The following is a 26,234-nucleotide window of genomic DNA, read 5'->3' on the forward strand; positions in this document are numbered from 1 at the left end:
CCGAGATATCTCGGTGGCCCGCTCGCCATTCGGCGCCTGTCCGGTCTAGGGCGCCACCTCGTGGAACTCAAGCTTTCGCTCGTTCTCCTGCGCCCACCGCAGTGCCCACTCGTTTTCGAACAGCAGCAGCGGGTGCCCCTTGGCGTCGTAGAGCCTGAGACGCCCGCGCGCCGAGGCCGCCTGTTCGATCGCCTCGGGCGTCCCGGTTACCCAGCGCGGGTACCGGTACCCCACCGGTTCGAATCGGCAGGGGGCGCCGTACTCGTTCTCGAGCCGGAACAGCATCACGTCGAACTGCAGTTGCCCGATCGCGCCCACAATCGGCGCGGGGCCGGTCTCGCTCTCCGCGTAGAAGACCTGCGCGGCGCCTTCCTCGGAGAGCTCGCGGAGGCCGGTGTCGAGCTGCTTGCGCCGCAGGGGGTCGGCCGGGTAGGCGCGGGCAAAGTGCTCCGGCGGGAAGCGCGGAATGTCGTGAAACTCGAGGTCCGGGCCGGCGGAGAGTGTGTCGCCGATCCGGAGACTGCCGCGGTCCATGATGCCGATCACGTCGCCGGGCCAGGCCTCCTCGATGCTCACCCGCTCCCGCGCCATGAACTGCTGCGGCGCCGACAACCGCATCGCCTTCCCGGTGCGGATCTGCCGCACCTCCATCCCCGCCTCGAAGTGCCCCGAGCAGATCCGCACGAAGGCGACCCGGTCCCGATGCCGCGGGTCCATGTTCGCCTGGATCTTGAAGACGAATCCGGTGAAGTCCGGGGAGAGCGGCGACACGGGACCGATCGAGGACTCCCGGGCAACCGGTGAGGGCGCCAGCGTCAGGAACTCGCGCAGGAAGGGCTCCACGCCGAAGTTGCTGAGCGCGCTGCCGAAGTAGACCGGCGACAGGGTGCCGGCCAGGAAGGCATCGCGGTCAAATGGATGCCCCGCGCCCTCGAGCAGGTGGAGTTCGTCGGACAACTGGGACACTGCCTCCGCCCCCAGCTCCCGGGCCAGGGCCGGGTCGGCAAGGGTGAACCGCTGGGTCTGCGAGCGGGAGGCGCCGTGGTCGGTGCGCCGGTCGAAGAGCAGCACTTCGTTGGCCGTCCGATCCACCACACCGACGAACCGGTCCCCCTGATAGACCGGCCAGGTGGCGGGCCAGCAGGCGATGTCCAGGTCGCGCTCGACGTCGCCGAGCAGGGTCATGGGGTCCACGCCAGCCCGGTCGCACTTGTTGACGAAGGTGACGATCGGCATCCGGCGTCGCTTGCAGACATCGAACAGCTGGCGGGTGCGCTCCTCGACACCCTTCCGGTTGTCGAGGAGCATGACGGCGCTGTCGGCGGCCACGAGGGTGCGGTAGGTGTCCTCGGAGAAGTCCTGGTGGCCGGGGGTGTCGAGCAGGTTCACCTGGCAGTCGGCGTACTCGAACTGGAGGACGCTGGAGGTGACCGAGATGCCTCGTTGGCGCTCCAGCTCCATCCAGTCGGAGGTGACGTGGCGGTCGGCACGCCGCGCCTTGACCGTCCCGGCCAGGTGAATGGCGCCGCCGTACAGCAGGAGCTTCTCTGTGAGGGTGGTCTTGCCGGCATCAGGATGGCTGATGATGGCAAAAGTCCGGCGTCGCGCCACGGCGCGTTCGAGGTCGATTTCCCCTGATTCAGCCGCCAAGGTACGCTCTCCGTCTGGGTCGATTCAGCCGGGGTCGCTTGGCGGCGGCGGCATCGTCCGTTATTTTGCGGCCGGCGACAGATGCGCGGTCGCCGATGAGGACAGGTGTCCGAGTGGCTGAAGGAGCCGGTCTCGAAAACCGGTGGGCCCGCAAGGGTCTCGTGGGTTCGAATCCCACCCTGTCCGTTTCTATCGCTCCAACTCCCCAATCACAGCGGCGATCCAGTTCGTGGATTGACCTGCGACGCGCGGCGAAGCCGCGGCCCGGCTGGTGTCGCTGAAGCGACACGGCCAACCTGCCGCCGGGCCCCGGTGCCCCGCCGGCTACTGGCTCAGGTTCTTCCGCAGGGTCCCCACGTCCAGCACCGGAATCCCGCCCTCGGTCGGCACCATGATCACCATGTTGCTCGACCCCTTCATGTCGTGCAGCACCTCCAGATACTGCTTGGTCAGCTGCTCCGGGGTGAGCGTCAGGTTCAGCAGCCGCTGCTGATCGCTCTGCAGCCGGGCCACTTCCACCCGGTGCTTCTCGGTCTCGATCTGCTGCTCCTGGGCGATCTTGTTGTTGATGGCCTGGACCACCTGCGGGGGGGGCTCCAGGTTCCGGAGGTAGAACGCCGTCACGGTGGCGATGCGGAACCGCTCGCCGCCGTCCCGCGGCGTCGTGACCAGCGCCGAGTCCACCTCGTGCTCCATCGTCTGGGCGATCAGGTTCCGCTTGGACACCTCGTTGATGGAGAACTCCACCATCCCGTCCCGCACGCCGTTGCGGATCGCGTTCCGCACGATGTTGTCGATCTGCGCCTGGGTGCCGATCTCCTGGAAGAGACGCGGCGCCAGCGCGGGGTTGATCTGGTAGCGGAGGGCCGCGTCCACCTTCATCGACATCTGTTCGCTGGAGAGCGCCTCCATCCGTTCCGCCTCGTCGCCCACGCCAGGAAACTGCTCCTCCCGGGTCGAGTAGCGCTCCACCTCCGACCATGGGCTCACGATCCGGATGCCGGGCATCAGGGCGATGGGATCGACCGTGCCGAAGGCGTGTCGGACCCCGACGGTGCCGGGCTGGATGACGATCACCGCCGAGGTCAGCAGGATGAACCCGCCCAGGCCCAGGAGCCCCATCCCGACAGCTCGGCCGATCGTTCCGCCCTGGGACGGGCCCTTGGCCCGGATCCCAGCCGAGCCGAGAAGGACGAGCGAGCCGACAACCAGGACGAAGAAGCCGAGAACCAGGTGACTCATGGGGACTCCCACCAGTGAAAGGTTGGTGTAAGATAGAGGGCGTAGGGCGCAGGGCCAACGAGCCGACCGGAGGAATGCGATGGCGGATATGCCGCGGGATCGGATTTATGTCGGGGCGCAGGGCCACGTGGTGGCGCTCGAGGGGGCGTCGGGCCGTGAAGTCTGGCGGACCAAGGTGCGGGGCCGCGGCTTCGTGACCGTCGGCGTCCAGGGCGACCGCCTGCTGGCGGCCACCGGCGGCTATCTCTTCTGCCTCGATCCCGTCACGGGCACCGTGCTGTGGGACAACGCGCTGAAGGGACTGGGGCTGGGCCTCGTCAGCATTGGCGGCGCGTCCACGCTGGAGGCCGCCGCGATCCAGGCGGAACGGCAGCGGCGCTCGGCGGCGTCCGCATAAGGCGGGAACGATGAACTCTGCAACCGGCTCACGGAGCGTGCTCGCCTCCACGTCCTTCCTGCCCAATGACCTGCTGGAAGACGCCCGGAAGCGGATCGGCGTGGCGGGGGTGGTGATCGCGGCCATCTGGCTCGTCATCATCGTGTTTTTGGGAATCGCCGGGCGATTCTTCGCCTCGGCACTGCCAAACCTCGACGCGACCTGGCCGGAACCGGGACGTTACTTCGCGATCACGGGCATCCTCGGTGGCCTCGGGCTGGCGTTTGTGGCCCGGCGGGTGGGGCCGCGTTCGCACTGGTTGCGCGACGCAGCCGCGCTGCTCATGGTCGGCACCTGCCTGATGCTGGCCATCCTCGAGTCACGGATCACCATCACGCAGCCCGGTCGTCTGTCGTGGGTGAACGTGATCATCCTGCTCTACCCGCTCATCGTCCCCGAGTCCCCCAGGCGGACGCTGGTCGTCTCGCTGCTCGCCGCGTTCACGGTCCCTGTCTCACTCGTGCTGGCCAGCCTCCGGGGGGTGGCCCTGCCGAGCGAGACGATCTCCGTGGTGCTCCTGATCGTGCCGCCGTTCCTCTCTGCCGCGATTGCCGTGCTCCCCGCACGGCTCATCCGCCAGCTCGGTCAGGCGGTGAAGGAGGCCCGGGAAATCGGGGCGTACCGGCTCGGGAAGCTGCTCGGGGAAGGGGGGATGGGGCAGGTGTTCTACGCCACGCACCAGCTCCTGGCCCGGCCCGCGGCGGTGAAGCTCATCCGTTCCGACAACATCAAGGGCGTCAGCGCCGAGTCGGCGCGGACGGCGATGGAGCGGTTCCGCCGCGAGGCGGCCGCGGCGGCAGCCCTCACCTCCCCCCACACCATCGCGCTGTATGACTTCGGGCCGACTGGCGATGGGAGCTTCTTCTACGCGATGGAACTGCTCACGGGGATGAGCCTCGAGGACATGGGCAAGAAGTTTGGGGCGCTCCCCGGCGAACGGGTGGTGTATCTCCTGCGCCAGGCCTGTCTCTCGCTCGCCGAGGCGCATCGCCGCAACCTCGTTCATCGCGACATCAAGCCCTCGAATCTCTTCGCCAGCAGGGCAGGGGTGGAGGTGGACTTCGTGAAGGTCCTCGACTTCGGTCTCGTCAAGGAGAACGTGGCGAGCGAACCGGCCGACATGAAGCTGACCGCCGCCGACGCGCTGACCGGCACGCCAGCCTTCATGGCGCCGGAACTGGCCCTGGGCGATCCCGACGTGGATCACCGCGTGGATATCTATGCCCTGGGGTGCTCGGCCTACTGGCTCCTGACGGGCGACCTCCCGTTCTATGCCACCAACACCGTGCAGATGCTCTTCAAGCAGGCCAACGAGCCGCCGCCGAAGCCGTCGGCCAAGGCACGGTTCCCGGTCCCCCCGGCGCTGGACGACGTCGTGCTCGCCTGCATGGCCAAGGCACCCAACGACCGACCGGCCGACGCCGAGACACTCATCACGATGCTCGACGCCGTCCGCTTCGACTCCCCCTGGACGCCGCAGCGCGCGCGCGACTGGTGGGATGAGCATATCCCGTCGACGCTTCCCCCGACGCCGATCGACAACCGGATGGCGGATCGCGGCGAGTGGATCCGCTTCCTGAAGGACTCGAAGGTCCAGTGAGGGAGCGCCCGCAGGACGTTGACCTCGCCCGATCCCGCGGCTAGTATGCCCCCCGGCCGAAGTCGGCCGCCCTGGACGGGTGCTCGAGTGGTTTAAGAGGCACGCCTGGAAAGCGTGTAAACGGTTTACGCCGTTTCGAGGGTTCGAATCCCTCCCTGTCCGTTCTGATCCCTCCTGCATTGCACCGGATACCGGCAGCCAGCTCGAGGGTTGACCTGCGGCCTGCGGCCTCGGTCTCCTTGCCCGCTGGCGCGGGCGGCGGATCGAATCCCTCCCTGTCCGTTCCCTCACATTGCTCCCTCGGCCGATCGCGGCTGAAGCCGCGGCTCGGCTGATGTCGCGGAAGCGACACGACCCCGCCGCCCCGCCCGGGAACCCTCTCCCGCCTCCCAGCGTATAGTTAGGGTCACCCATCGGAGCCTGACCTGTGCTGATCCGCCGCGGCGGGGACCTCCCCGCGTCTGCCGTCACCCCGGAATCGACCTACCTGAACCGGCGGGCCTTCGTGGCCGCTGCCGGGGGCGTGGCCCTTGGCGCCCTCCTGCCGCCGCAGTTGCGGGCGCTGGCCGGCCCGGACGACCTCAAGCCCACGCCGTACAAGACCATCACCACCTACAACAACTACTACGAGTTCGGGACCAGCAAGGAATCGCCGTCCGAACTGGCGGGGAGCCTCCGGGTGTCGCCCTGGACCGTGGAGGTGGCGGGCGAGGCCCGGCGCACCGGGCGGTTTGACTACGACGACCTGATCCGGCCGATTCCCACGGAGGAGCGCGTCTACCGCCACCGCTGCGTCGAAGGGTGGTCAATGGTGGTGCCCTGGCTGGGGTTTCCGCTCAACGAGCTCATCAAGAAACTCGAACCGACCAGCAAGGCGAAATTCGTCTCGTTCACCACGCTCGAAGACCCGGCCCAGATGCCGGGCCAGCGGAGCGGCATCCTCCCCTGGCCCTACGTCGAGGGGCTGCGGATGGACGAGGCCATGCATCCCCTCACCATCCTCGCGACCGGGTTGTACGGGAAGCCGCTCCCCAACCAGAACGGCGCGCCGCTCCGGCTGGTGGTGCCGTGGAAGTACGGGTTCAAGGGGGGGAAGGCCATCGTCAAGATCACCTTCATGGAAACCCAGCCGCGGACCACCTGGAACGTGGCGGTCCCGAACGAGTACGGCTTCTACGCCAACGTCAATCCCCAGGTGGATCACCCGCGGTGGAGCCAGGCCCGCGAACGGCCGGTCGGCGAGTTCTTCAAGAAGGACACGCTGATGTTCAACGGCTACGGCGACCAGGTGGCCAGTCTGTATGCCGGCATGAATCTCCGCACCAACTACTGACCCGCGCATGACACGGGCGCAGGTCATCCGGTGGGTGGTCAAGCCGCTGGTGTGGGCCGTGGGCCTGGGCATCCCCGCCTGGCTGACATGGGGAGCGTTCCACGATGCCCTTGGCAGCGATCCGGTCCTCACCATGCAGGAGTGGACCGGGAAGGGGGCGCTGGTCGGCCTCCTCCTGACCCTCTCGGTGACACCGCTGCGCCGGCTCACGAAGTGGAACGAGGTGATCCGCCTCCGGCGGCTCTTCGGCACCTTCGCCTTCTTCCTCGCGACGCTGCACTTCCTGACCTATCTCGTCTTCGACCAGTCGTTGTCGCTCACGATGATCCGTGACGATGTGATCGAGCATCCCTGGGTCACGGCGGGGTTCACCGCGTGGCTCCTGATGCTTCCGCTGGCGCTCACCTCGACGCGGGGCATGGTGCGGCGGCTCGGCGGGCGGCGCTGGCAGCGACTGCACCTGCTGGTGTACCTGGCGGCGGCCGCCGGGGTGTTCCACTTCCTCTGGCTGGTCAAGAAAGACACCACCACGCCGGCGCGGTTCGGCCTGGTCCTCGTCCTCCTGCTGCTCACGCGGCTGCCGCTCTGGAAGCGGCGCGCTTGATTCGATCCGGGGCTCCCGCTACTATTTGCACTCGATGCCCTCACGTTCCCCTTTGCTCGATGAACGAGCCATCGCACGCACCCTGGCGCGCATGGCCGTTGAAATCGTCGAGCGATGCGCCGGAACGGAGGGCCTTTTGCTGGTCGGGATCCAGCGCCGGGGCGTGGAGCTCGCCGAGCGGATCGGGCGGCTGATCGGCAGCGCCGAGGGGGTGGAGGTGCCCCTGGGCAAGCTGGATATCACGCTCTATCGCGATGACCTGCAGACCGTCGGTGTCGGGCCGGTGGTCGGGGAAACCAAGCTCCCCGGTTCGCTCGACGGACGGACGGTCGTGATCGTGGACGACGTGCTCCACACCGGGCGGACCATCCGCGCCGCCCTGGATGAACTGGCCGATTTCGGCCGCCCCCAGCGGATCCTGCTCTGCGTCCTGGTGGACCGGGGCGGCCGGGAACTCCCCATCCAGCCCGACATTGCCGGTCAGACCGTCCGCGTGCGGCCAGGAGAACGGGTGGATGTCTTCGTCTCCGAACTCGATGGCCATGACGCCGTGGAGCTTGCCCGTGTCAGCTGACGCAGCCGCCCTGGCGCTGGGCAAGGACCTGATCGGGCTCGAAACGCTGAGCCCGGCCCAGCTCCGCTTCATTCTCGACACCGCAGAGCCCTTCAAGGAAGTCAGCGAACGGGCCATCAAGAAGGTGCCGGCCCTCCGCGGCAAGACCATCGTCAACCTCTTTTTCGAAGCCTCCACCCGCACCCGCATCTCCTTTGAATTCGCCGAGAAGCGTCTCTCGGCCGACACCGTGAACGTGGCGTCGGCGGGTTCGTCCGTCTCCAAGGGTGAGACGCTGGTGGACACCGCCCGGAATCTCGAAGCGATGCGGATCGACATGGTGGTCATCCGCCACGGCTCCTCGGGCGCCGCGAAGTTCCTCGGCGACCGGATCGCGTCGAACGTGATCAATGCGGGCGACGGCAAGCACGAGCATCCGACGCAGGCGCTCCTCGACCTCCTGACCCTGCGCGACACGTTCGGAAAGATCGAGGGACTGAAGGTCGCCATCTGCGGCGACATCCTCCACAGTCGCGTGGCGCGCAGCAATATCTGGGGCCTCACCAAGCTGGGCGCCGAGGTCGGCATCTGCGGCCCCCCCTCGCTGCTTCCGCGCGATATCGAGGCGCTCGGCGTCACGATCCTGCCGAGGATCGAGGATGCGATCGCCTGGGCCGACGCCCTGAACGTCCTCCGCCTGCAGCTGGAGCGGATGCAGGCCGGGTTCATCCCGTCCCTGCGCGAATACAACCGGGTCTTCGGCGTCACGCGCGAGCGCCTGTCGCGCGCGCCGAAGGACCTGGTCATCCTGCACCCTGGCCCCATGAACCGCGGCGTGGAGATTGACAGCGACGTGGCGGACGGGGAGCACAGCGTCATCCTGCCGCAGGTCACCAATGGTGTGGCGGTGCGGATGGCGGTCCTGTACCTGCTGGCGGGCGGCACGGGAGCCGTGGCCGCGGCCGCACGAGGAGAGGCCGCGTGACGACGATCCTGATTCGTGGTGGCCGTGTCATCGACCCGTCGCGCGGCACGGACGGGCTGGCCGACCTCCTGGTGGAGGAGGGCAAGATCACCGCCGTCGGGCGCGGCGTGGAGGCGTCGCCGGGCGCCCGGATCATCGACGCCGCGGGCAAAGTGGTGGCACCGGGGCTGATCGACCTGCACGTGCACCTGCGCGAGCCGGGTCAGGAGGATCTCGAGACGGTCGCCTCCGGGGCGATGGCGGCGGCCGCCGGCGGGTTCACCGCCGTCTGCGCCATGCCCAACACCGATCCGGTTACTGACAACCAGGCTGCCGTCGGGTTCATCGTCAGCCAGGCCCAGCGTGCCGGCAAGGCGCGGGTCTACCCGATTGGGGCGGTGACCCTCGGGCAGCGCGGTGAACAGATGGCGGAATTCGGCGAGCTCGTGGGTGCCGGCGCCGTGGCGGTCAGCGACGACGGGAAGCCGGTCGCGTCCAGCCACATGATGCGCACCGCGCTGGAGTACGCCCGCACCTTCGGGATCCCGGTCGCCAATCACTGCGAGGAAATGAGCCTGGCGCAGGGTGGCGCCATGCACGAGGGGCTGGTCAGCACCCGACTCGGCCTGAAGGGAATTCCGGCCGCTGCCGAGGAGATCATGGTGGCGCGGGATATCATCCTGGCGGAACTGACGGGCGGGCACGTGCACCTCTGCCATATGTCCACCCGCGGCTCGGTCGAGCTGATCCGCCGGGGGAAGGAGAAGGGGATCCGGGTCACCGCCGAGGCGACGCCGCACCATTTCTCCCTGACCCACGAGCGGTGCGCCGGGTACGACACCAATGCCAAGATGAATCCGCCGCTGCGGGAATCGGCGGACGTTGCGGCGATCCGGCAGGGGCTGAAGGACGGCACGATCGACGTCATTGCCAGCGACCACGCGCCGCACCACTACGACGCCAAGGAACGCGAGTTCGATCACGCCCCGAACGGGATCATCGGGCTGGAGACGGCGCTCGGGGTGGCCATTCGCGACCTCGTCGAGTCCGGCGTGCTCACCCTGCCGGAGCTGATCGACCGGATGAGCACGCAGGCGGCCCGGATCTTTCACCTGCCCGGCGGTACCTTGGCGGTCGGCGCGCCGGCCGATGTGGTGGTGTTCGACCCGGCGGAGCGCTGGGTGGTGCAGCCGGAGCGGTTCTATTCCAAGAGCCGCAACACCCCGTACGCGGGGACGGAACTGGTCGGTCGGACGCACCAGACGGTGGTGCGGGGCCGGGTGGTCTACGACCTCGGGGCCGCCTAGGCCAACCGGAAGGGTCGCCGGGGTTCCCACCGCCCCGCACCGCGTTACATTTGGCGAAAGCGCACCGGTGCGCGCATTCTGACCGCCCGCCGTGCCGCCAGCTGTGCTGGCGTCCGCCGTCACGAGAGGGAAGTCCGACCATGGCGAAATCGACCCCCAAATCCGACAACCCGATCGACGCCCTGCTGGAAGAGCGGGCGCGGTTCCAGACGTGGTTGACGCGCCTCGACGCCGCCGGTTCCGACGCGCCCGCGGCGGTACGGGACAAGATTCGCGGGGACTACCAGCAGCGCCTCGATCAGGTCATCGAGGAGCTCCGGACCCACGCGGCCTCGGTGGCGGAGCAGCTGGCCACCCTGCGCGTGCGCGAGGACGACCTGGCCACCCAGGAAGCGGCGGCGCAGGAGACGCTGGCCGAGGCGGAATTGCGCCACGCAGTGGGAGAGTACGAGGAATCGGAGTGGGAACGGGTGCGGGGCGGCAGCGAGCGGGTGCTGATCGATGTGCGGGAGGAACTGGCGCGGGTCAGCGACGAGATCACCCGGCTGGGCGAGGTCCAGGCGCTGATCGCGGCCGAGCCGGAGGAACCGGAGGCCCCTGAGCCGGAACCTGAGCCGGAACCCGAGGTCGAGGCGACCGAGGCCGCGGCCGAGGAGTCGGACGGCTCGGATGATTGGGAGCCGGACATTCCGCTGGCCGAATCGCCGGCGCCGGTCATTCCCAGCGCGCCGCGGTTCACACCGCGCGCCAGTGGCCGGACCTCGGAGCCGGCTCCGCCGCGGACCATTCCATTTCCCAAGCGGACCGAGCCGTCGCCGGACGACCTGGCCTTCCTGAAGTCGATGGCCGATGAGCAGCCGGTACCCAAGCGGGGCAGTGGATCGACCTCGCGGGTGAGCGGCAGCGGTGCGCCGCCGGCCGAGGATGCACCGAAGCCGGGCGCCGGGCTGGAGCGGCCGAGCCAGGCCGCCGCGCCGAAGACGCTGAAGTGCGGGGAGTGCGGGACGCTCAACCGGCCCACGGAGTGGTATTGCGAGCGCTGCGGCGCGGAGCTGGCCGCGCTCTGAGCCGGCCGGTCTACCGCACGCAAACGGGGCCCGGCAAGCTGCCGGGCCCCGTGTCGTTGATGCGCTGTGCTGGAGGTCTACGCCTTGGCGTTGATGGCCTTGGCCAAGCGGCTCTTCTGACGCGCCGCCGTCCGCGGGTGCACCAGGTTCTTCCGCCCGGCGCGATCGAGCAGGCTCGCGGCCTCGGTGAGCGCCTTGGTGGCCTCGGCCTTGGTGGCGGCGGTACGAACGTTCTTGACGGCCGTGCGCAGCTTGCTCCGCTGGGCCTTGTTGCGGGCCGTGCGAACCTTCGTCTGGCGCATGCGCTTCTTGGCGGACTTGATGCGGGGCACAGCGGACCTCTCGGAATCGGTACGGCGGGAGGGCCCATCCCCCCCATCATGAGCAAGCGGGAATACTAGCCAGACACCCCCGCAACGTCAAGCGGCACGGTGCTTTGACTTGCTTCACGCCGTGGTGTATTGTTCCGCGCGCCATCAGTGGCGCCACACCCGGTCCACCCCACCCTCGATCCGGACGACGGTTGGAACAGCCTGCCGCCCTCACCTTGCCTGAACCGCCGACTGCGGCGTTGGGAGCCTCGCCGGCCTTCGTGGTCGAACTCGAGGCCTTTTCGGGTCCCCTCGATCTCCTGCTGCACCTGCTGCGGGAGGAAGAACTCGAGATCTCGGACATTCCGATCGCGCGGATCGCGGACCAGTTCCTCCACGTCATCCACGACCTCGGGCTCAACCAGGCGGCCGACTACCTGGAAATGGCGGGGCGCCTCCTCCGCCTCAAGGCGCAGATGCTGCTCCCGCGCCGGAGCGAAGAGGACGGCTGGGAGGATCCCCGCGCGGAGCTGGTCCGTCGCCTCCTGGAATACCAGCAGATCCGCGAGGTGGCGCTCTGGCTCGGTCGCGCGGCGGAGCGGCGGGCCGACCAGTATGCCCGCGGATACCTGCCCGCACCGCCTGCGCTCCCCCCACCGCCGCTGCAGGTCGACCTCGTGGAGCTGCTCGAGGCGGTGGCGCGAGTCATCGAGGGGATCCCGACGCCCGTCCTCCACCGGGTGGTGGCCCGTCCGCTCGATGTCGAAGGGGCAACCCGGCGGCTGCACGCCCTGCTCGAGGACCGGGACGAGTTCGGCTGGCGCGAGGCGCTGGGGCCGGAGCCGACCATTACCGATGTGCTTTCCACACTCCTCGCGCTGCTCGAACTGGCGCGCCGGGGGACTGTCTCCCTGACTCAGGCGGCTCCGTTTGCGCCTATGGTGATTCGCCGTGACACCTCTCGCGCAGTTGATTGAAGCGGCGCTGTTCGCCGCCGCCCGCCCGCTGACGGCGGAAGAGCTCACCGTCCTCGACGCCGACGCGTCGCTGGCCGATGTGCGGACCGCGCTCGAGCAGCTGCGGGAAGTCTACGACTTCAGCCAGCACGCCATCGAGCTTGTCGAGATGGCGGGTGGCTTCCAGCTCCTGACCCGGCCCGCCTTTGCGCAGGCCCTCGAGCGGGCCCAGTTCACCTCCCGCGCCTCCAAGCTCACCTCGGCGGCGCTGGAGACGCTCAGCATCATCGCCTACCGGCAGCCGGTGGGACGCAGCGAAATCGAGGAGATTCGCGGCGTGTCGGCCGGCGGCGTCCTGCGCTCGCTCCAGGAACGCGGCCTCATCGAGGTGGTCGGCCGGAGCGAGGCCCTCGGCCGCCCCCTGCTGTACGGCACCTCGCCGATGTTTCTCGAGCTCCTGGGGCTGAAGGATCTGTCGGACCTGCCGCGCGCGGAGGAACTGAGCATCGCCATCCAGCCCCCGCGGCCGCTGACGCCGGATGAAGACGCCGCCGCCGCCTACGTGCCGGCCGAATCGTGAGTGAAATGCGGCTGCAGCGCGCCCTCGCGCGCGCCGGGATCGCCTCCCGGCGCGCGGCGGAGGAACTAATCCGTGCCGGCCGCGTACGGGTGGACGGGAAGGTCGCCGAGCTCGGAAGCAAGGTCGACCCCGATCGGCAGAAGATCACAGTCGGCGGCAAGGCGGTGCAGGTCGTCTCCCGCCGCTGGCTCGCGTTCCACAAGCCACTTGGTGTCGTCACGACGGCGAGTGACGAGCAGGGTCGGCGGAACGTGCTCGAGTTCATCAAGGATCCGGCCGGGCTCACCTACGTGGGGCGGCTCGACGTCATGACGACCGGCCTGCTGCTCCTGACCACCGACGGCGAGGCCGTGCATCGCCTCACCCACCCCACGTACCGGGTCCCGCGGCGGTATACCGCCCTGGTCCACGGTCGATCCGCCGCCGAACTCGAGAAGCTGGTGCGCGAGCGGGTCGTGGTGGAGGGGCGCCCCGTGGTGGCGGAAGACGTCCGGGTGCGGCCCGGCAAGGAAGGGCGCTGCATCCTCGACGTGACACTGACGGAAGGCCGCAACCGGATCGTGCGACGCTGGTGTGAGGCGATGGGCCTCAAGGTCGAACGTCTGGCCCGGCTCTCGTACGGCCCCGTTCGGCTCGGTGACCTCCCCGTCGGGCGCTCACGGCCCCTCACGCCCCGCGAGGAGGCTGCGCTCTACAAGACGATTCGGCTCGATCCGTCCGGCGACTGACGGGCATTCGCCCCGCACGCGCGGACCACCCCCCGGAGGAGTACGCATGACCGCACCGCAGGCATCCACCCCCAGTGCCATCTCGGAACGCCTCCCGCTCGTCGTCAAGGAGGTCGGCCTCCGTATCGTCGGGCAGGACATGATGATCGAGCGGCTCCTCATCGGGCTGCTGACCGGCGGGCACGTGCTGCTCGAGGGCGTGCCGGGCCTCGCCAAGACCCTCGCCGTGCGTTCGCTGTCGGAGATCATCTCCGCCACCTTCTCCCGGATCCAGTTCACGCCCGATCTCCTCCCGGCCGACGTGATCGGCACGATGGTGTTTGACCAGAAGAACCAGGAGTTCCGGGTCAAGAAGGGACCGCTCTTCGCGCAAATCATCCTGGCCGACGAAATCAACCGCGCCCCCGCGAAGGTGCAGTCGGCGCTGCTCGAGGCGATGCAGGAAAAGCAGGTCACCATCGGCGGCGCCACCTTTCAACTGACCGAGCCCTTCCTCGTCCTGGCCACGCAGAACCCGATCGAGAACGAGGGCACCTATCCGCTGCCCGAGGCGCAGCTCGACCGGTTCATGCTGAAGGTGCGGGTCGGGTACCCGACGCGGGACGAAGAACGGGAGATCCTGCTCCGGATGGCTGGTGGTGCGCCGATTCCCGTGCGGAAGCTGCTCGATCCGGCGGGCATCATGGCGGCACGTGCCGAGATCGCGAACCTCTACGCCGACCAGAAGGTGCTCGACTACCTGGTTGATGTGGTCCGCGCCACGCGCGACCCGGCCTCGGTCGGTCTGTCCGAACTCAAGCCGTTGATTGCCTTCGGCGCCTCCCCGCGCGCCTCCATCGCGCTGGCGCAGGCCGCCCGCGCCCATGCCTTCCTCCGCGGCCGCTCCTACGTCGTGCCCGAGGATGTGCGGGCGCTGGCACCCGACGTTCTCCGGCATCGCGTGGTGCTGACCTTCGAAGCGGAAGCCGAGGACGTCGACGCCGACGTCGTCATCCAGCGCGTCCTGGCCGCGGTCCCCGTCCCGTGATGCCCGGCGCCCCCGCCTGGAGGCGCCTCCCGACATGACGCTGGTGTCCCAGGAAGTCCTCAAACAGGTCAAGACGATCGAGCTTCGCACCCGCGGGCTGGTGTCGTCGCTCTTTGCCGGTGAGTACCGCTCCACCTTCCGCGGACAGGGGATGGAGTTCGCCGAGGTGCGCGCGTACGAAATCGGCGACGACTACCGCACCATCGACTGGAACGTCTCCGCCCGCCTCGGCAGCCCCTACGTCAAGACCTTCACGGAGGAGCGGGAGCTTACCGTCCTCCTCGTGGTGGACCACTCCGGCTCCACCCGGTTCGGGGAGCCGCGCACCAAGGCGGGGCTCGCCGCCGAGGTCGCGGCCGTGCTGGCGCTCGCGGCCGCACGCCAGAGCGACCGCGTGGGCGCGCTGCTCTTTTCCGATCGCGTGGAGCAGGTGATCCCGCCCCGGAAGGGCCGGCGTCACGCGCTTCGGGTGATCCGGGACCTCGTCGCGTTCGAGCCCGCCGGGCGGAGCACCGATCTGTCGGCGAGCCTCACCTACGCGGTCCGGCTCCTGAACCACCGGAGCATCGTCGTCATCCTCTCCGACTTCCTCGCCCCCAACTGGGAACGGCCCCTCCAGCGTCTCGCCGGACGACACGAAGTGGTGGCGGTCACGGTGGACGATCCGCGCGAGCGCGCCCTGCCGGCGTCGGGATGGCTCGACCTGGAAGACGCGGAGTCAGGACAACGGGTCATGATCAACGCGGGGGACCGCGAGGTGCGAGGCCGACTGGCCAGCCTGGCGGAGCGCCGGGTCGAGGAGCGGCGCCGCAGCCTCGCCGCCGCGGGCGTCGATCACGTGGCACTCATCACGGGGCAGGACTATGCGCTGCCGCTGCGGCGGGCGTTCGCGCTCCGTGCCAAGCGGTTGCATCGCTGATGACCGCGCTCTTTTTGCTCCTCGCCCTGCAGCAGGCGCCGCTCCCGCAGGTCGGGGACACGATCTGGCTGGTCCGCACCATTCCCGCGCCCGTTGGCCGGGAGGCACGCGTGGCGCCCTGGAACCCCGAAGGGGCCGTCGAGGCTCTCGGGCCGGGGATGCTGGTTCGCCGCGGAGACTCGCTGGACGTGCGCTACCCGGCGGTCGGCTGGTTGCCGGGGTCGCACACGGTCGAGGTACCCGGCCCGGTGCTCGTGTCGCCCGACGGAACCACCGACTCGCTGCCGCCGGCGACGCTGACGGTGACCATCGCGAGCGTGCTGCCGGTGCTTCCCGGTGACTCGCTACCGCCTGCGCAGCCGGAGGCCGCCCCGATTCTCCGGCCGATCCAGACCGCGGTCCCGGTGCTGGTGCTGGTGTTGCTCGCCGTGCTCCTGCTGATTCCGGTCCACCTCTGGTGGCGCCGCCGCGGGCGTCCCATCACGGCGCCGAGCACCGGGGAGGCACCGCTGCCATCCGCGCTCCCGCTCGAGACCTGGATGAACGCCGGCGAGCCCCGCGCTGTGCTGGCCGCCTCCGCCGCGCGTCTCCGCGCCGCGGCGTCCGCCCACCCCTCGCCAGAAGCGGCGGCGCTGCTGCAGCAGCTGGACGACGCGCTCTTCGGGCCGGGCGATGTCTCGGCGGTCATCCCTCGTGCCGAGGCGGCGGTCGCCCTGGCCATGCGGCTCGAGGAAGCCCCGCCCGCATGAGCCTCGCGCGTCCCTTCCTGCTCCTGCTGTTGCTGCCTCTCGTCTGGTGGTGGTGGAGGCGACGAACGCCCTCACCCGGCCTCCTCTACAGCGACGTGTCGCTTCCGGCCGCGCTCGGCGGCCCGCCGTGGTGGCTTCGCCTGCCGCCCATCCTGCGCACGGCGGCGCTTGCCTGCTTCATCGTCGGCGCGGCGGGGCCGCGGGTCGGCGGGAGCCGAATCGAGATGAAGAAGGACGGCATCGCCATCGTGATCGCGATCGACATCTCGAGCAGCATGTACGCCGAGGACTTCGCGCCGTCGAACCGGCTGGAGGTGGCCAAGGCGCAGGCCATCGATTTCATCAACGGGCGCAGCGCCGACCGGATCGGACTGGTGGCGTTCGCGGCCGAAGCGCTGACCCAGGTGCCGGTCACGCTCGACTACCCGGTGCTCGAGCAGGCGGTCACCGATCTCCGGATCGGGAGCCTGGAAGACGGGACGGCCATCGGCAGCGGCCTCGCGACGGCCGTCAACCGGCTCCGTCGCGCCCCCGAAAAGTCGAAGGTGGTCCTGCTGCTGACGGACGGCGAGAACAACCGCGGACTGATCGACCCGCGCACCGCGGCGGCGACGGCGGCGTCGTTCGGGATTCGCGTCTACACGATCGGGGTGGGCACGGAAGGGGAAGCGCCGATTCCGACGGGGCGGAGCGCCACCGGCCTCCGCTACGAAGTCCTGCCGGTCCGGATCGACGAGCCGCTGCTGAAGGAGATTGCGGCGACGACGGGTGGCCGGTACTTCCGGGCGACGGACAGCGAGGCGCTCGCGCGCATCTTCAAGCAGATCGACGGCCTCGAGAAGACCCCGGTGCAGATCACCCGGTACCTGCACTACGAAGAACTGACCAAGCCGCTGGCCATCGCGGGGCTCGCGCTCCTCGGGCTCGAGTTGCTGATGGGCGCGACGGTGGCGGTGCGCGTCCCATGATCTTCGACTCGAAGTGGCTCCTGCTGCTCGCGCCGCTGATCGCGGCGGGTGGTGCCGCGCTCGCCTGGTGGGGGCGCCGCCGCCGCCTCGCCGCCACCGAGGCCTGGTCGGCCAGCCTCGGCGCCCGCGCCGCCCTCCGCGGTCGGGCCACGCCCTGGCTCATCGGCACGGCGGTTCTCCTGGCGTCGGTGGCTGTCGCGGGGCCCCGCGGCGGGCGGACCACGGTCAAGACCGAGGCGCGCGCGCTGAGCCTGGTCATCGCGACGGACATCAGCCGCTCGATGCTGGCCGAGGACGTCGCCCCCAGCCGACTCGGCCGCGCCAAACGGGAGGCGCGTCGCCTGGTGCAGGACCTCAGTGGCGACCGGCTCGGCCTCCTGGCGTTTGCAGGTCGCAGCTACATCCTGACGCCGCTGACGGTCGACGGCGGCGCGGTGGCACTCTATCTCGACGGGCTCGACCCCGATCTGGCCAGCGAGGGCGGGACAAACCTCGCGGCCACCCTGATCCAGGGGCGGGAACTGCTCGAGGCCACGACCGAAATTTCCGATCGGGTGCTGGTCGTCTTCACCGACGGCGAGATCCACGACTCGATGTCGTCGGTCAAGGAGGCGGCCGCCGCCATCAAGGACGCCGGGATTCGCCTGATCCTCGTCGGCGAAGGCACGCCGGTGCCCGTCAGGATTCCGATCCGGGACGCGTCGGGCCAGCTGATCGAATACAAGCTCGACCAGGAGGGCCAGGTGGTCGAGACCAGCCTGCACGAAGAAGTGTTGCGCGCCACTGCCGATGCCGCGGGGGGCACCGTCGTGCCGGCCTCGCTCACCGATCAGGCCGGCGCGGTGCGTGATCTCGTCGCGGCGTTCAAGCGCAGCCCGAGCACCGAGAGTCGGGCCGCCGATCTTCGCCCGATGGGCTGGCTGCCGCTCCTGCTCGCGGCGATCACGCTCCTCGGGGTCACCCTCCTGCGCCGGGGCGCGTCGCTGCTTGTCATCGCGCTCGCGCTGACGCTTCCCTCGCTCGCCCAGGCCCAGCGCCCCTCCGATGGTGCCCGCGCGCTCTCCTCGGGGGACGCGACCGGGGCGGCGGGTGCCTTCCTCAAGGAGGCACGGGAGGGGAGCGACCGGGACACGGCCTTCTACAACGCCGGGACCGCCGCCCTCCGGGCCGGCGATTTCAAGGTGGCGCGCCGCGCGCTTCTCGAGGCATCCAAGACGACCGATCCGGGCCTGCGGTACCGGGCCCTCTACAACCTCGGGGTCGTCGACCTGCGCGCCGCACTGGCCGACTCGGCCCTGCGCGACACGCTCGTCGGCGAGGCCGCCTCGCACCTGCGGGAGGCGCTCCTGCTGGAGCCCGGTTCCGAGCGTGCCAAGTGGAACCTGGAATTGGCGGAACGCATGCGGCCGCCGCCACCACCATCGTCTGGCGGGGGAGGGCAGCAACCACCCCCACCGCAGGGCGGGCAGCAGCCGAAGCCGCCTGAGCAGCAGCAGAACCAGAACCGGGGGCTGACCCGCGAGCAGGCGGAACAGATCCTGAATTCGGTCGAGCGCGAGGAGCGCGCCACCCGGAATCGCCAGTTGGATCGGCTTTCCGGCGGGATGGGAGGGGCCAAGGATTGGTAGCGGCATTCCTGGTGCTGGCCGCCCTCCAGCAGGCGCATCCGCCGGAACTGACGGTCACCCTCGATCGTGACGAGGTCGCGGTCGGCGAAGAGGTGTTGCTCACGGTTCGGACGCGCAGCGCGTCGGCGCTGCCAATCGAGCTGAGGCTCGGCGCGGCGGACGGATTCGTGGTGGTATCGCGTACTGAGGGCACGAGCGTCAACCCCAACGCCGACGTGTCGCGCATCAAGACCATCGAGCTGCGACTCCGCGCCATCCGTTCCGGCACCTGGAAGTTCGGTCCATTCCAGGCCCGGCAGGGGGACACGATCGCCGAGGTCGGGGCGCTGAGCGTCAAGGTGACAGATACCGGTAGCGCCGCCGTGGCTGCCCAGGTCAATCCGCGCATCAAGCGCCTCCTCGAGCAGGCACGCCCGCCGACCCGCCCGGGCGAGGTGGGCCTGTCGCTGCTGCTCTCCAGCCCCACGGCGACCGTCGGTGAGCAGGTGGACATCGTGACCGCGGCGTGGTTCCCCCGTGAGCTTCGCCTCCGCCTGCGGCGCGCCCCGACGCTGGTGCCTCCCGCGGTCGAGGGGATGTGGAGTTACCCCCAGCCGGCGCCGGTGGGCATCGCCGCGAGCCGGCAGGTCGGCGGCGTCTGGTACGATCTCTTCGTGGCGCACCAGATCGCGTTTCCGGTGCGGAGCGGGGAGCTGACGATCGCGCCTGCGCAGATGCAGTACTCGGTGCCTCTCGCGCTGCAGTTCTTCAGCCAGGAAGAACGGTTCGCGGTCAGCAGTGACAGCGGCTACATCTCGGTCCGCCCCATCCCGGAAGCAGGACGGCCGCCGGGGTTCGTCGGGGCCGTCGGGACCGACCTCTCGGTGGAGCGGGTGCTGGATCCGCCGACCGCGCGGGCGCGCGAACCGATTCACGTGTCGGTGGTCATCACGGGGAAGGGCAATGTGACGCTCTGGCCGGCGCCGGCGCTCAGTTGGCCGGCCGGCGCGCGCGCCTACCCGGAACTGGTGCAGGAGCGGCCCGAGACCCGCGATGGCATTGTGACCGGCACCAAGAGCTTCGGCTTTTCGCTCGTGCCGGACGCCGTGGGCACGCTGGCGCTCCCCGCCATCGAGTATCCGTACTACGACCTCGGTACGCGAAGCTTCCGGGTCGCGAAGGTCCCCGCGATGTCCCTGCAGGTGGCCGAAGCCGCCGCTCTGGCCGAGGGTGCCTTGCCGCCCCCGCTCCTCACTCCCCGCCGTGCGCTCCTCCCCAGCACCTTTCACCGGCTCCCTGGCCGGTGGGGCTGGCTGCTGCTGGGCTTCGGCCCGCCGTTGCTGTGGGGAGCGCTCCAACTGGTCACGCGGCGACAGAAGCCCGTGGCGGCGACCACCTCGCATGGGCTGAGCGCCAGGACGGTCGAGATCGAGCTCGACGGCCTGGTGACGGGACTCGCACCCGCGGCGGTCGTCTCGGGGGACGATTCCGACCTCTCGGCGGCGCTGCGGGCTGCGGGTCTCGAACTCGACACGGTCCGGCAGTTGCTCGAGTTGCGTGCCATGCTGCGCGAACGACGCTACGCCCCATCGCAGGAAGGCCAGGACGAAGAGATCGTCGCACGGTGGGAAGCGCTGCGGGCCCAGTTGGCCGGCGGTGGTCGTCGTCGCCGAGTCTCTCATGGGCTGCTTTCATCGCTGCTGCTGTGCCTGCTGCTGGCGGGCGGGGCCTCGGCACAGGACCAGGGCCCTGAAGCGCTCTACGAGAGTGGTGCGCTCACCGCGGCGAGAGCGGCGTTCGCCGCCCGGACAGAGGCCCAGCCCGATGTCGCCGCCAACTGGTACAATCTCGGTGCCACCGACTATCGCCTCGGCGACCCGGTCCAGGCGAGCGCGGAGTGGTATCGCGCCCTCCGCCTCGCACCGCGGAACGGCAGCGTGCGGCAGGCGCTGCAACTGACACCGCCGCCGGATCCTGTGTCGGCGAGCCGGCTCTGGACCGCGCCGGTCACCCCCGCGGAGCTGGCCTTCGCCGCGATCCTCCTCTGGCTCGCGGCATGGGCAGGGATGTTCCTCCGCCCGGCCCAGGCCAGAGGGTGGGCGTGGCTCGGTGCTGTGGGGCTCCTGCTCGGCGGGCTGACGCTCTGGCTGAGCCATCGCTACGCCCAGCCGGTCGACCTGGTGCTTCATGCGGTGCCGCTTCGCGTCAGTCCGCACGGCCGCGGATCGGCCGTCGCGGCCCTCGACGAGGGACAGGCGCTGCTCCGGCTCCAGAGCCAGCGCGGATGGCACCTGGTTCAGGATCCCTCGGGCCGTCTCGGATGGGTCCCGGGCGATGCCGTCGTCCCAGTCGACCCGGAGTAGATTGCAGGCATGCCTCGTCGCATTTCCATCCTCCCCGACGCCGTCGCCGACCAAATCGCCGCAGGCGAGGTGGTTGCACGCCCTGCCTCCGCGCTCAAGGAGCTGGTCGAGAACGCGATCGACGCCGGCGCCACGCGGGTCCGGATCGCCATCGAGAACGGCGGGAAGACGCTGATCGAGGTGGCGGACGACGGGTGCGGGATGGGCAGGGAAGACGCGGTGCTTTCGCTCGACCGGCACGCCACCAGCAAGATCCGCAGCGCCGCCGACCTGACGGGGGTGACCACCTTCGGCTTCCGGGGCGAAGCGCTCCCCGCCATCGGGTCGGTCAGCCGCCTGACCCTCACCACGGCGGAAGACGGGGGCGAAGGCACCGAACTGCAGGTCGTCGGGGGTCGCCTCGAGCATGTGGGGCCGGTCGCGCGCCAGCGCGGCACGACGGTCACGGTCCGGGGTCTGTTCTTCAACACACCCGCTCGCCGCAAGTTCCTCCGGTCCGCCGCCAGTGAATCCCGGGCCGCCTACGAGGCGGTCGCGACGCTGGCGCTGGCGCATCCGGCGGTCGGCTTGGAATTCACGCAGGACGGGCAGGTCCGCCTGGCGGCACCGCCGGACCAGGACGAGACGGAGCGGCTCGTCACGGTATGGGGCCGCGACCTCGTCGGTACGATGGTCGGTGTGGACTATGCCATCGGTGCCTTCCGGATCTCCGGATTTGTGCAGCGCCCCGGCGACGCCTCGCCGAGCGGCCGGCGCACGCAGCTGTTCGTGAATGGCCGCCCCTTCCGCGATCCCTTCCTGGTCCGTGCCGCCGAGGCGGGATACCGCGCCGCGATTCATCCCGGCGACCGGCCGTCGTTGTACCTCCGCGTCGACGTCGCCCCGGGGGAAGTGGACGTGAATGTGCACCCCTCCAAGATGGAGGTGCGGTTCCGGGACCGGATCGGGCTGGAGCGAACCATGGAGGACGCGGTGCGGCAGGCGATCGGCGCCCTGGTGGCCGCGGCGCCCGTCGGCGACTGGCGGCCCATGCCCGTCGGCCATTCCACGGTCGATGCGCAGGAAATGCTCACGTCGCTCTTCGGCGACGAAACGCCGTCGGCGGAGCAGTCGGAATCGGGCGCCTCGGAGGCGGTCGGCGCGGCCGACCCGTTCGCCGGCGGGCTCACGCAACTCTTCGACACCTACATCGTGTATCAGGCCGCCGAGGGCGTCGTTTTCGTCGACCAGCATTCGGCGCACGAACGCGTGCTCTTCGAGGAAGTCATGGCGGCGATCTCGGGCGCGGGTGCCCCCGCACAGCGGCTGCTGATCCCCGCCACGGTCGAGGTCACGGACGAGGAACTCGACGCCCTTGAGCGGCACCGGGAGACGCTGGAGCGAGTCGGATTTGGCGTGGAGGAGTTCGGCGGCAACACGGTGGTGCTGCAGGCCGTGCCCACGCCGCATCCCCGGTTCGACGCGGTCGCCTGCTTTCAGGAGATGATCGCCGACCTGGCGCGCGGCCGGTTCGGGGGATGGTCCAACCCGCTGGAACGGTTCGGCGCCACGTACGCCTGCCGCGCGGCAGTCAAGGCGGGGCAGCGGCTCAGTCAGACGGAGATGCGGGAGCTGCTGCTCCGCCTCTTTGCCACCGAACTGCCGCCTCACGATGTCCACGGGCGTTCGACCATCGTGCAGCTGCCGCGGGAAGAACTCGAGCGACGCTTTGGCCGTCGGTAGGGTCCCGGTGCTGGTCGGGCCGACCGCGGTCGGGAAGACGGCGGTCGCGCTGGCACTTGCCGCGCACTGGCCGCTGGAAGTCATCTCCGCCGATTCCCGGCAGGTGTACCGGCGGCTCGATATCGGCACGGCAAAGCCCACCCGGAAGGAGCAGGCGCGCGTCGTCCATCACGGGGTGGACATTCTCGACCCCGGCCACCGGTTCAGCGCGGGGCGCTGGGCCGCCGCGGCGAGTGCCTGGATCGAGATGGTGCAGGCCCGCCAGCGGCTGCCGGTGGTGGTCGGGGGAACCGGACTGTACGTGCGGGCGTTGATGGACGGGCTCTTTCGCGAGCCGGCACTCGACGCCACCCGGCGCAAGGGACTCGAGCGCTACCTGGCGGACCTCACGCCGGCGGAGCTGGTCCGCTGGGCGAGTCGGCTCGATGCGGAATACGCCGGCGGGGGACGGCAGCGGGCGCTGCGGTGTATCGAAATGGCCCTGATGACGGGCTATCCGCTCACCCACTGGCAACGCGCGGCCAGGGAGGGGCGACGCTTTGAGCCGTGGTACGTGGTGCTCAGCGTGCCCCGACCGATCCTGCACCAGCGAATAGAACGCCGTGCCGTCGAGATGGTCCAGCGCGGGCTGATCGAGGAGGTGGCCGCGGTACTGGCGGAAGGACACGCCGCGCACGCCCCGGGGCTCGACGGAATCGGGGTGAAGGAGGCCGTGGAGTACCTGCACGGCATGCGGCCGCGCGAATCCGTCGCCGAAGCGATCACCATCAGCACCCGGCAGTACGCCAAGCGGCAGGAGACCTGGTTTCGCCACCAGCTCGACGGCGAGGTCCTGCGGCTCGACGCCACGCGACCGCCCAACGAACTCGCCGCGGACATTGCCGCGCATTGGAGCAAGACATGAAGATCGGCATCACCTGTTACCCGACCTACGGCGGTTCCGGTGCCGTGGCCACGGAGCTGGGGCTCGAGCTGGCCCGGCGCGGTCACGAGGTGCATTTCATCACCTACGCCTCGCCCTTCCGGCTCCGCGGCGGGTTTGCGGAGCGGGTGTATTACCACGAGGTCGAGACGCGGCACGGGGCGTACCCGTTGTTCGATCACTTCCCGATTACCCTGGCCCTCGCGTCACAGCAGTACGAGGTGAGCCGCCGCGAAAAGCTCGACCTGCTTCATGTGCACTATGCGATTCCGTATGCCACGACCGCGTGGATTGCCCGGGAGATGCTCGCCAGGGAACATCCGATCAAGGTCGTGACCACCCTGCACGGCACCGACATCACGCTTGTCGGCCAGGAGTCGAGCTTCTTCGACATCACGCGATTCTCGATCGAGCGGTCCGACGAGGTGAGCGCGGTCTCGGCCTTCCTCCGCAGCGAGACCCTCCGCGCCTTCGGGCCGGTGCACGAGAATCTCCGGGTCATCCCGAACTTCGTCAGCCTCAGCGAATACCATCCGGTCGACTCGCCGAAGCGCGACGGCCTCGCCCCGGACGGCCACAAGATCATCAGCCACACCTCCAACTTCCGTGAAGTGAAGCGCGTCAAGGACGTCATCCGGATCTTCTCCCGGATTCGGCGCGCGATGCCGGCGACCCTCCTCATGATCGGCGACGGGCCGGAGCGCGCCGAGGCCGAGCGGGAAGCGGCCCTGCTCGAGGTGGCGGCGGATGTCCGGTTTCTCGGGCGCCTCGACCGCGTCGTGGAACTGATGCAGGCGACGGACCTCTTCCTGCTCCCTTCGCAGTCGGAGTCGTTCGGTCTCGCCGCCCTGGAGGCAATGGCCTGCGGGGCGCCGGTGGTGGCGAGTCACGCGGGCGGCCTCCCCGAAGTGGTGGAGGATGGTGTCAACGGGATTCTCGAGCCGGTGGGCTCCGTCGAGGCGATGGGACGCCGCGCCGTGGAATTGCTCCGGGACCCCGTCACGCACCGCAGGATGTCGGAGGCAGCCGTCCTGAAGGCGGCCGAGTTCTCGGCCGATCGCGTGGTGCCGATGTATGAGGCGATGTATCGCGAGGCGTTGGGCTAGTGGGCGCCCTCATCCTCCTGCAGGCCGCCCTGCTGGGGCTGGTCGAAGGGATTACCGAGTTCATCCCTGTCTCGTCCACCGGTCACCTCATCGTCGCCGGCGACCTCCTCGGCTTTACCGGGGAGCGGGCCAAGACGTTCGAGATCTTCATTCAGCTCGGCGCCATCCTCGCCGTCGTCTGGCTCTATCGCGAGCGCTTCCTCGCCATTCTGCGGAGCCTCAGGACGAGCGCCGAGAGCCGGACCTTCGTGGCCAACCTGGCGCTCGGCTTCCTGCCGGCGGCGGTCGTCGGCCTCCTCGCGCACAAGTGGATCAAGGCGCACCTGTTCACGGTGCCGACCGTGGCGGGCGCGCTGGTGGTGGGCGGCATCGCGATCCTCCTCATCGAGCGCACCAAGCCGGTGCAGCGGGTCGCCTCGGTGGATGGGCTGCCGCCGAGGCTGGCCTTCGGCGTGGGCGTCGCGCAGGTGCTTGCCCTCTTCCCGGGCGTGTCACGCGCGGGTGCTACCATCCTCGGCGGCTACCTGCTCGGGCTCTCCCGGACTGCCGCCACCGAATTCTCGTTTTTTCTCGCGATCCCCGTCATGGTGGCGGCCACCCTCCTCGACGTGGTGAGCAGCCGCGGCAACCTGTCGGCCGCCGACATCCCGGTGTTCGCGGTGGGGTTCATCGTCTCCTTCCTCAGTGCGCTGGTGGTGATCCGGGCGTTCATCGGTTTCGTCGCCCGGCGGAATTTCGTGCCGTTTGGCTGGTACCGCATTGTCGTGGGCACGGCGCTCCTCGTCTGGTGGAAGGCTGGCGGCGGGTGACCCCGGGCATCTGGCTCGAGGTAGTGGACTCCACGCTCGATCAGTTGCATGCCCGCGCCGCCGATGGCGCGGACGACGGTACCTGGCTGGTGGCGCGGGAGCAGTGGGCGGGGCGGGGGTCCCGGGGCCGCACCTGGTACTCGCCGCCTGGCGGGCTCTGGATGAGCGTCCTCCGGCGCGGGGCCGCCACGCCAGGCGGAGTGGAGGTGCTGAGCCTGCGCGCCGGGCTGGCGATTGCACGCGTGCTGGACGGACTCCCCCCCATCGTACCGGTGATGCTCAAGTGGCCGAACGACCTGATCGTCCGCGACCGAAAGGTGGGGGGCGTGCTGACCGAGGCCACCTGGCAGGGGGACCGGCTGCAATGGGTGGCGATCGGGCTGGGGTTGAATGTGGCCAACCCGATCCCGAGTGAGTTGAGCGGGCGCGCGACGACGCTCGCGGACCACTGCTCCGAGACCACCGTTCAGGCGCTCGCCGACCCGATCGCCGCGGCGCTCTGTGCCGTGGATCTCCAGACACCCGCCCTCACCCCGGAAGAGCTCGCCGAGTTCGCGAGTCGGGATTGGCTCCTCGGCCGGAACATCGACACGCCAATGGCGGGGACTGGCGCCGGGGTGCAGCATGATGGTCGCCTCCAGATCAGGGATGCGGCAGGCGTTGTCCACCGCGTTTCTACAGGCGATGTCGTGGCCCGCTGATTCGCCGCTT

At 69.7% G+C, this 26,234-nt stretch carries 25 protein-coding genes and 2 tRNA genes; 24 read left to right on the top strand and 3 right to left on the bottom strand.

Annotation, left to right across the window (positions count from 1 at the left end):
* Positions 1-45 precede the first annotated feature (45 nt).
* Entirely contained in the window at positions 46-1,650 is a 1,605-nt protein-coding gene (locus R2910_06910) for a peptide chain release factor 3 (protein ID MEZ4412694.1), read from the bottom strand.
* A 99-nt stretch (positions 1,651-1,749) separates the two neighbouring features.
* On the opposite strand from R2910_06910, the gene R2910_06915 reads away from it, so the two are divergent.
* Positions 1,750-1,836 (top strand) — tRNA-Ser (locus R2910_06915).
* A gap of 138 nt (positions 1,837-1,974) precedes the next feature.
* Here the strand turns inward: R2910_06915 and R2910_06920 are convergent.
* Positions 1,975-2,892 carry an SPFH domain-containing protein gene (locus R2910_06920; protein ID MEZ4412695.1) on the bottom strand — a complete coding sequence of 306 codons (918 nt, stop codon included), beginning with the start codon at positions 2,890-2,892 and terminating at the stop codon, positions 1,975-1,977.
* A 79-nt stretch (positions 2,893-2,971) separates the two neighbouring features.
* On the opposite strand from R2910_06920, the gene R2910_06925 reads away from it, so the two are divergent.
* From R2910_06925 to R2910_06965, 9 genes are all read left to right on the top strand, one after another.
* Positions 2,972-3,289, top strand: a complete 318-nt coding sequence (locus tag R2910_06925) for a PQQ-binding-like beta-propeller repeat protein (GenBank protein MEZ4412696.1) — start codon at positions 2,972-2,974, stop codon at positions 3,287-3,289.
* Positions 3,290-3,299: 10 nt separating this feature from the next.
* The gene (locus R2910_06930) at positions 3,300-4,928 is read left to right on the top strand and encodes a serine/threonine-protein kinase (protein ID MEZ4412697.1); all 1,629 of its coding nucleotides are present in this window, start codon (positions 3,300-3,302) and stop codon (positions 4,926-4,928) included.
* A 73-nt stretch (positions 4,929-5,001) separates the two neighbouring features.
* Positions 5,002-5,090 (top strand) — tRNA-Ser (locus R2910_06935).
* Between the two features lie 265 nt (positions 5,091-5,355).
* Positions 5,356-6,261, top strand: coding sequence for a protein-methionine-sulfoxide reductase catalytic subunit MsrP (gene msrP / locus R2910_06940; GenBank protein ID MEZ4412698.1), 906 nt, complete (start codon positions 5,356-5,358; stop codon positions 6,259-6,261).
* Between the two features lie 7 nt (positions 6,262-6,268).
* Positions 6,269-6,865: a protein-methionine-sulfoxide reductase heme-binding subunit MsrQ gene (locus tag R2910_06945; protein ID MEZ4412699.1), complete on the top strand. Its 597-nt coding sequence runs from the start codon at positions 6,269-6,271 to the stop codon at positions 6,863-6,865.
* Positions 6,866-6,917: 52 nt separating this feature from the next.
* Positions 6,918-7,439 carry a bifunctional pyr operon transcriptional regulator/uracil phosphoribosyltransferase PyrR gene (gene pyrR, locus R2910_06950; GenBank protein MEZ4412700.1) on the top strand — a complete coding sequence of 174 codons (522 nt, stop codon included), beginning with the start codon at positions 6,918-6,920 and terminating at the stop codon, positions 7,437-7,439.
* A complete protein-coding gene (locus R2910_06955; protein MEZ4412701.1) occupies positions 7,429-8,403 on the top strand; it encodes an aspartate carbamoyltransferase catalytic subunit in 975 nt (324 codons plus the stop codon). The genes pyrR and R2910_06955 overlap by 11 nt, the downstream gene beginning before the upstream one ends.
* Positions 8,400-9,689: a dihydroorotase gene (locus R2910_06960; protein ID MEZ4412702.1), complete on the top strand. Its 1,290-nt coding sequence runs from the start codon at positions 8,400-8,402 to the stop codon at positions 9,687-9,689. The genes R2910_06955 and R2910_06960 overlap by 4 nt, the downstream gene beginning before the upstream one ends.
* Before the next feature lie 140 nt (positions 9,690-9,829).
* On the top strand, positions 9,830-10,756 hold the full coding sequence (locus R2910_06965; protein MEZ4412703.1) for a hypothetical protein: 927 nt from the start codon (positions 9,830-9,832) through the stop codon (positions 10,754-10,756).
* A gap of 77 nt (positions 10,757-10,833) precedes the next feature.
* Here R2910_06965 and rpsT read toward each other — a convergent pair whose 3' ends face one another.
* Positions 10,834-11,088 (bottom strand): 30S ribosomal protein S20, encoded by a 255-nt coding sequence (rpsT, locus tag R2910_06970; GenBank protein ID MEZ4412704.1) that lies wholly within the window; start codon positions 11,086-11,088, stop codon positions 10,834-10,836.
* Between the two features lie 260 nt (positions 11,089-11,348).
* Here rpsT and R2910_06975 point away from each other — a divergent pair, with 260 nt between their 5' ends.
* The 14 genes from R2910_06975 to R2910_07040 are packed head-to-tail and all read left to right on the top strand — an operon-like array spanning position 11,349 to position 26,224.
* A complete protein-coding gene (locus tag R2910_06975) occupies positions 11,349-12,044 on the top strand; it encodes a ScpA family protein (protein MEZ4412705.1) in 696 nt (231 codons plus the stop codon).
* On the top strand, positions 12,019-12,603 hold the full coding sequence (scpB, locus tag R2910_06980) for an SMC-Scp complex subunit ScpB (GenBank protein MEZ4412706.1): 585 nt from the start codon (positions 12,019-12,021) through the stop codon (positions 12,601-12,603). The genes R2910_06975 and scpB overlap by 26 nt, the downstream gene beginning before the upstream one ends.
* A 5-nt stretch (positions 12,604-12,608) precedes the next feature.
* The gene (locus tag R2910_06985; protein MEZ4412707.1) at positions 12,609-13,331 is read left to right on the top strand and encodes a pseudouridine synthase; all 723 of its coding nucleotides are present in this window, start codon (positions 12,609-12,611) and stop codon (positions 13,329-13,331) included.
* A 46-nt stretch (positions 13,332-13,377) separates the two neighbouring features.
* Positions 13,378-14,358: a MoxR family ATPase gene (locus tag R2910_06990; GenBank protein ID MEZ4412708.1), complete on the top strand. Its 981-nt coding sequence runs from the start codon at positions 13,378-13,380 to the stop codon at positions 14,356-14,358.
* 34 nt (positions 14,359-14,392) lie between these two features.
* On the top strand, positions 14,393-15,277 hold the full coding sequence (locus R2910_06995) for a DUF58 domain-containing protein (protein MEZ4412709.1): 885 nt from the start codon (positions 14,393-14,395) through the stop codon (positions 15,275-15,277).
* Positions 15,277-16,026, top strand: a complete 750-nt coding sequence (locus R2910_07000; GenBank protein ID MEZ4412710.1) for a hypothetical protein — start codon at positions 15,277-15,279, stop codon at positions 16,024-16,026. Before R2910_06995 ends, R2910_07000 begins: the two co-directional genes overlap by 1 nt.
* On the top strand, positions 16,023-16,994 hold the full coding sequence (locus R2910_07005) for a VWA domain-containing protein (protein ID MEZ4412711.1): 972 nt from the start codon (positions 16,023-16,025) through the stop codon (positions 16,992-16,994). Before R2910_07000 ends, R2910_07005 begins: the two co-directional genes overlap by 4 nt.
* Positions 16,991-18,622 carry a VWA domain-containing protein gene (locus R2910_07010; GenBank protein MEZ4412712.1) on the top strand — a complete coding sequence of 544 codons (1,632 nt, stop codon included), beginning with the start codon at positions 16,991-16,993 and terminating at the stop codon, positions 18,620-18,622. The genes R2910_07005 and R2910_07010 overlap by 4 nt, the downstream gene beginning before the upstream one ends.
* A complete protein-coding gene (locus R2910_07015; GenBank protein ID MEZ4412713.1) occupies positions 18,616-20,964 on the top strand; it encodes a BatD family protein in 2,349 nt (782 codons plus the stop codon). The genes R2910_07010 and R2910_07015 overlap by 7 nt, the downstream gene beginning before the upstream one ends.
* 9 nt (positions 20,965-20,973) lie before the next feature.
* Positions 20,974-22,686, top strand: a complete 1,713-nt coding sequence (gene mutL / locus R2910_07020) for a DNA mismatch repair endonuclease MutL (protein MEZ4412714.1) — start codon at positions 20,974-20,976, stop codon at positions 22,684-22,686.
* Positions 22,673-23,590: a tRNA (adenosine(37)-N6)-dimethylallyltransferase MiaA gene (gene miaA / locus R2910_07025; GenBank protein ID MEZ4412715.1), complete on the top strand. Its 918-nt coding sequence runs from the start codon at positions 22,673-22,675 to the stop codon at positions 23,588-23,590. The genes mutL and miaA overlap by 14 nt, the downstream gene beginning before the upstream one ends.
* Positions 23,587-24,714: an N-acetyl-alpha-D-glucosaminyl L-malate synthase BshA gene (bshA, locus tag R2910_07030; GenBank protein ID MEZ4412716.1), complete on the top strand. Its 1,128-nt coding sequence runs from the start codon at positions 23,587-23,589 to the stop codon at positions 24,712-24,714. The genes miaA and bshA overlap by 4 nt, the downstream gene beginning before the upstream one ends.
* Complete coding sequence (locus R2910_07035; protein MEZ4412717.1) at positions 24,714-25,523, top strand: undecaprenyl-diphosphate phosphatase; 810 nt, start codon at positions 24,714-24,716, stop codon at positions 25,521-25,523. The genes bshA and R2910_07035 overlap by 1 nt, the downstream gene beginning before the upstream one ends.
* Positions 25,520-26,224 carry a biotin--[acetyl-CoA-carboxylase] ligase gene (locus R2910_07040; protein ID MEZ4412718.1) on the top strand — a complete coding sequence of 235 codons (705 nt, stop codon included), beginning with the start codon at positions 25,520-25,522 and terminating at the stop codon, positions 26,222-26,224. Before R2910_07035 ends, R2910_07040 begins: the two co-directional genes overlap by 4 nt.
* The last annotated feature ends 10 nt before the right edge of the window (positions 26,225-26,234 follow it).

The organism is Gemmatimonadales bacterium (genome assembly GCA_041390145.1).
Lineage (GTDB): Bacteria > Gemmatimonadota > Gemmatimonadetes > Gemmatimonadales > GWC2-71-9 > SPDF01.